Raw genomic sequence first — 4,720 nt, forward strand, 5'->3', positions numbered from 1 at the left:
TGCCAACCCGCGTCGCGGGTTTTCATATGACAAAAACGGCGACATGCACTACGACATCATCAGTGCGTTTATTAAGTCCATGCGCGGTAGCGACCCCGATGCTACGGTCTACTGGCTTGCGCGCATGATTGACGCGGGAGAGGATCCCAAGTTTATTGCACGCCGTATTATGATTCATGCTTCTGAGGACGTTGGCAACGCCGACCCGCAGGCGCTTTTGGTGGCACATGCCGCGTTTAAGTCTGCCGAGGTCATTGGCTATCCCGAGTGCCGCATTAACCTGGCTCAGGCTGCGCTCTATGTGTGCTTGGCGCCAAAATCCAACGCGTGCGAGGCTTCGATCGATGCGGCGCTTGCCGATATCCATAACAGCGGATTGCGCGAGGTGCCCAGCTATCTTCGCGATCGTCACCGCCCCGGCAGCGACGAGTACGGTGTATACAAGTACCCGCACGATTATCCCGAAGGTTGGGTCGACCAGCGCTATTTGCCTGAGGGGTTGGAGCGCGGCGCGTTCTGGCAGCCTGCGGGCCGCGGCTGGGAAGAGTGGCGTGTGGAGCAAAGCGAACGCGACCGGAGCGGTAACGCGCCCAAGTAGGTCATTGGCACCACCCACATTCCCCTTGGGTATCTTTCCCCTTCTTTGGGGTACCATGAACAGCGTCTGTATTTCGATTTTTCCGGGAGGCTTGTATGAGTCCCATTCAAATCGCCCTGCTGGTGCTTGCCATTGCCGGCGTGTGGGCCATCGTTGAGCTCGCGCTTACCCTGCGCAAGACCCGCAACGTTGTCGACTCGCTCAATAAGACCGTGAACGACCTCAACAACACCATCGCCGAGGCGCAGCCGGTGGTGGCAAAACTCGACGGCGCTGTCGACGAGCTTACGCCGGCACTTGCCCAGATGGAGCCGCTGCTTAAGTCGAGCAAGACGGCAGTTGATGCCCTTACCTCCAATCTCGTCGAGGTTGAGGCGGTTGTCCGCGATATTTCCGAGGTTACGGGCAGCATGGCCGAGGCCAGCAATGCTGTGTCGAGCGTGACTGATTCTGCGGCAGGCGCCGTGCAAAAGCTCTTTAATAAGGTGAAAGCCCCCGCAGCCGACGCCGAGCGCAAGCTTTCCGCTGCGGCCGAAGCCGAGCAGCCGACCGAGCGCGTCCTGATTGGCGAAGCCGGGGACGAGGCCGCCGCGGACGACGATGATGGCCAGAAGCCTGTTGGCAAGCCGACTCAGTATTACACCTACACACCCGCCCAGACCTCCGAGGAGTCCTGTGATGAGTAGCGAAGCAACCTGCCCCATTACGCTGACCGTTGCCGGTGACCCACGTCTGGCGCGCCTGGTGCGTATGACGGCCGCCAACGTTGGTGCGCTGTGCTCTATGTCCGTCGATCGCATCGAGGACATCCGTATGGCTGCCGAGGAAGCCTTCATCTTTGGCTGCACGGCGGTTGATTCCGATGACATTACGATCAGGTTCGATGTCGACGAGTCTCACGTTGGCATGACCTTTACCTTTGGTGATCAGGCAACTGTCGACGAAGATGACCAGGCTGCCGTATATGCCGAGCTCATTTTGGCGAGCGTGTGCGATTCCTACGAAAAGACTTCGGCGCCCCTGACGCTTTCCCTCGACCTCAAGGCGGATATCTAATATGACCGAACGTTCCCGGAGCGGTAAGACCGCTTGGGACAAGGAGAAAACCCGCGAGCTGTTTCGTCGCTATAAAGAGACCGGTGATCCGGATGCTCGCGAGCAGCTCGTCATGTCCCATATGAACCTGGTAAGGTTTCTTGCCAACAAATTTAAGAATCGCGGTGAGCCGCTCGACGACCTGATGCAGGTTGGCTATCTGGGCCTGCTCAAGGCGATTGATCGTTTTGACCCCGAGCGTGGTCTCGAGTTCACCACGTTTGCCACGCCCACCATTCTGGGCGAGATTAAGCGCCACTTCCGCGACAAGGGCTGGAGCGTGCGCGTGCCGCGCCGTCTGCAGGAGCTCTCGGCTAAGGTCAACCAGGCCACCGACAAGCTTACCAACGAGTTGCAGCGCTCGCCCAAGGTTGAGGAAATCGCCGAGTACCTGGGCGTGACCGTCGACGAGGTGCTCGAAGCTATGGAATCGTCCTCGGCCTACACCTCGGTGCCCATCGAGGCCCCCGGTGCGTCCGATTCCGACGATGCGCCTTCGATTCTCGACCGCTATGCCGATGATGACAACGAGCTCGACTTTACCGATGACCGCCTGGTGATCGAGGAGGCCATTCGCGATTTCTCGCCGCGCGAGCGTGAGGTTATCGAGCTGCGCTTTGTGAAGGGCATGACCCAGATTGAGATTGCCAAGAAGCTGGGCATCTCGCAGGTGCAGGTCTCGCGCCTGCTTCGTCGTACCCTTAAGAAGATTCAAGACAAGATTGACCCCGACGGAGTGATGGTTCGTTCATGAATGAGCACCCCCAACAATCCGACCGCATACTGCGCGATACCCGCATTCTGACGCTTCGCATTTGGGCCGTCGTCGGTTGCATCGTTATCGCCGCTGTCATCTTTAACCTTATGGGCATCCTGGCGCCGGTTATCGAGTTTCTCGCTGTCGGTTCTATCATTGCTTTTGTGATGTCGCCGATCACTAACTGGCTCGAGCATCACGGCGTCGGTCGTGGCATCGGTTCGCTTGTCGCGCTCATCGTGGTTGTGGCGGTACTCGTCGGCGTCGTCTGCATCCTGTCGCCGATTCTGTTCGGCCAGATTATGGAAGTCCTGAGCCGTCTGCCCGCGCAGCTTCGCGTTGCGGGCGGCGACCTCAATGAGATGATCTCACACGCCAAGACGCTCAACAACACGCCGCTCAAGGAGTATCTGGACGACAATCTTTCTTCGCTGGTTACCGTGGCGTCGAAGTATGTCTCGCAAATCGCTGCCGAGCTCGGTCGCGGTGTATTTCCGCTCATTACCAACACGGCCTCGCAGCTGTTCGTCATCTTCCTGGGCCTGGTGCTTGCCTATTGGATGGCCTGCGACTACCCTCGCATGCACCACGAGATCTGCACTATTATCGGACAGGAAAAGGAGACCTCGTACCGCTTTATGGTCGCCATTCTGTCGCGCTCAGTGGGCGGCTACATGCGCGGTATGGTCGTGACGTCCATCTGCGGCGGTATTCTCGCCTTTATCGGTTTTATGATCATCGGTCATCCGTATGCGGCGCTTATGGCCATATTTACCGGTATCATGCATTTGGTTCCGGTCGTAGGCCCCTGGGTGAGCGCTGCAATCGCGACAGTGCTCGGTTTCATGTTCAGCCCCATGTTGGCGTTATGGACGCTCATCGTGACGATGGTCGCGCAAAACGTCACCGATAACGTGATTTCGCCTAAGGTTATGCAGAGCTCGGTGCAGGTGCATCCCATCATGAGCCTCACGGCGCTCGTTATTGGTTCGGCGCTCATGGGTCCCATTGGCATGATCATTGCCATTCCGCTGTGCGCAGCCCTTAAGGGCATTTTCGTCTACTACTTTGAGAATGAGACCGGCCGCCAGCTTGTGGCATACGACGGCGCCGTGTTTAAGGGCACGCCGTATCGCGATGCCGAGGGCAATCCGGTCGCCGCCTATGACGCGCTTGGAGACGATACATTCATTTACGAGTCCGAGCTCATCGGCAACGAGACTGCGCCCGAGGCCCAGGCAATGCCCAAGCCCGAGCTCGAGAATCCCTGGATCAAGCTCTCGGGCCTGCAGCCCGATGCGACGGGTTTCTTCAAGAACCCCTTCGCCAAGGATGACGATTCCAACACGGACGACACCAAAACCGGCATCGACGGCTCCATGGACGATGATGACAACTAGCGGGGTAATTCGGATTAATATTCATACGCGCTAACATGCAATTTCGCTGAAGGGCCGGCATTGTGCCGGCCCTCTTTTTTGCACTTGCGCGGTGGGATGGTAATATCGTTACGTTTGAACTGTTTCGATGTGAAACCGAGGAGATTCCCTCTATGAGTGCTGACTACCCGTCAATGACTACGGCCGAGATCCGCTCCAAGTTCCTCAACTTCTTTGAGGAGCGCGGTCTTAAGCTCTATCCTTCTTCGTCCCTCGTCCCCGACGATCCTTCGCTGTTGCTTGCCAACGCTGGCATGAACCAGTTTAAGGAGTACTACCAGGGCAAGAAGACCATGAAGGAGATCGGCGCTATCTCCTGCCAGAAGTGCGTCCGCACCAACGACATCGATTGCATCGGCGAGGATGGCCGTCACCTGTCCTTCTTCGAGATGCTCGGCGACTTCTCCTTTGGCGGCGTCTCCAAGCAGCAGGCCTGCGCCTGGGCCTTTGAGCTCATCACCAAGGAGTTCAAGCTGCCGCTCGACCGCCTATACTTTACCGTCTTTACCGAGGACGACGAGACCCACGACGTGTGGCGTTCTCTGGGCGTTGCCGAGGACCACATCTCCCGCCTGGGCGAGGACGATAACTTCTGGGCAGCTGGTCCCACCGGCCCCTGCGGCCCGTGCTCCGAGATCTACTTTGACATGGGCGAGGAGGTCGGCTGCGGTAGCCCGGACTGCAAGCCCGGCTGTGACTGCGACCGCTTCCTGGAGTTCTGGAACCTCGTCTTTACCCAGTACGACCGCCAGGAGGACGGCTCCATGCCGGAGCTGCCGCATCGCAACCTCGATACAGGCATGGGCCTGGAGCGCATGGCCGCTATCATGC

6 protein-coding genes are annotated in these 4,720 nt (G+C 58.3%); all 6 read left to right on the forward strand.

Annotation, left to right across the window (positions count from 1 at the left end; all coding sequences use genetic code 11):
• On the forward strand, window positions 1–598 hold a 598-nt coding region (locus tag ABHR76_RS05850), incomplete at its 5' end, for an AAA family ATPase (RefSeq protein ID WP_488212530.1).
• A 95-nt stretch (window positions 599–693) separates the two neighbouring features.
• Window positions 694–1,284 carry a DUF948 domain-containing protein gene (locus ABHR76_RS05855; protein ID WP_346977052.1) on the forward strand — a complete coding sequence of 197 codons (591 nt, stop codon included), beginning with the start codon at window positions 694–696 and terminating at the stop codon, window positions 1,282–1,284.
• Window positions 1,277–1,654, forward strand: a complete 378-nt coding sequence (locus ABHR76_RS05860) for an ATP-binding protein (protein ID WP_171025261.1) — start codon at window positions 1,277–1,279, stop codon at window positions 1,652–1,654. Before ABHR76_RS05855 ends, ABHR76_RS05860 begins: the two co-directional genes overlap by 8 nt.
• Before the next feature lies 1 nt (window position 1,655).
• A complete protein-coding gene (locus ABHR76_RS05865) occupies window positions 1,656–2,447 on the forward strand; it encodes an RNA polymerase sigma factor SigF (RefSeq protein ID WP_118237452.1) in 792 nt (263 codons plus the stop codon).
• Window positions 2,444–3,850: an AI-2E family transporter gene (locus ABHR76_RS05870; protein ID WP_346977053.1), complete on the forward strand. Its 1,407-nt coding sequence runs from the start codon at window positions 2,444–2,446 to the stop codon at window positions 3,848–3,850. Before ABHR76_RS05865 ends, ABHR76_RS05870 begins: the two co-directional genes overlap by 4 nt.
• Before the next feature lie 152 nt (window positions 3,851–4,002).
• The coding region (locus ABHR76_RS05875; protein ID WP_346977054.1) for an alanine--tRNA ligase-related protein at window positions 4,003–4,720 on the forward strand (718 nt) is incomplete at its 3' end.

It is taken from the genome of Collinsella aerofaciens (assembly GCF_039752985.1).
In the GTDB taxonomy this organism is placed as follows: domain Bacteria; phylum Actinomycetota; class Coriobacteriia; order Coriobacteriales; family Coriobacteriaceae; genus Collinsella; species Collinsella aerofaciens_BT.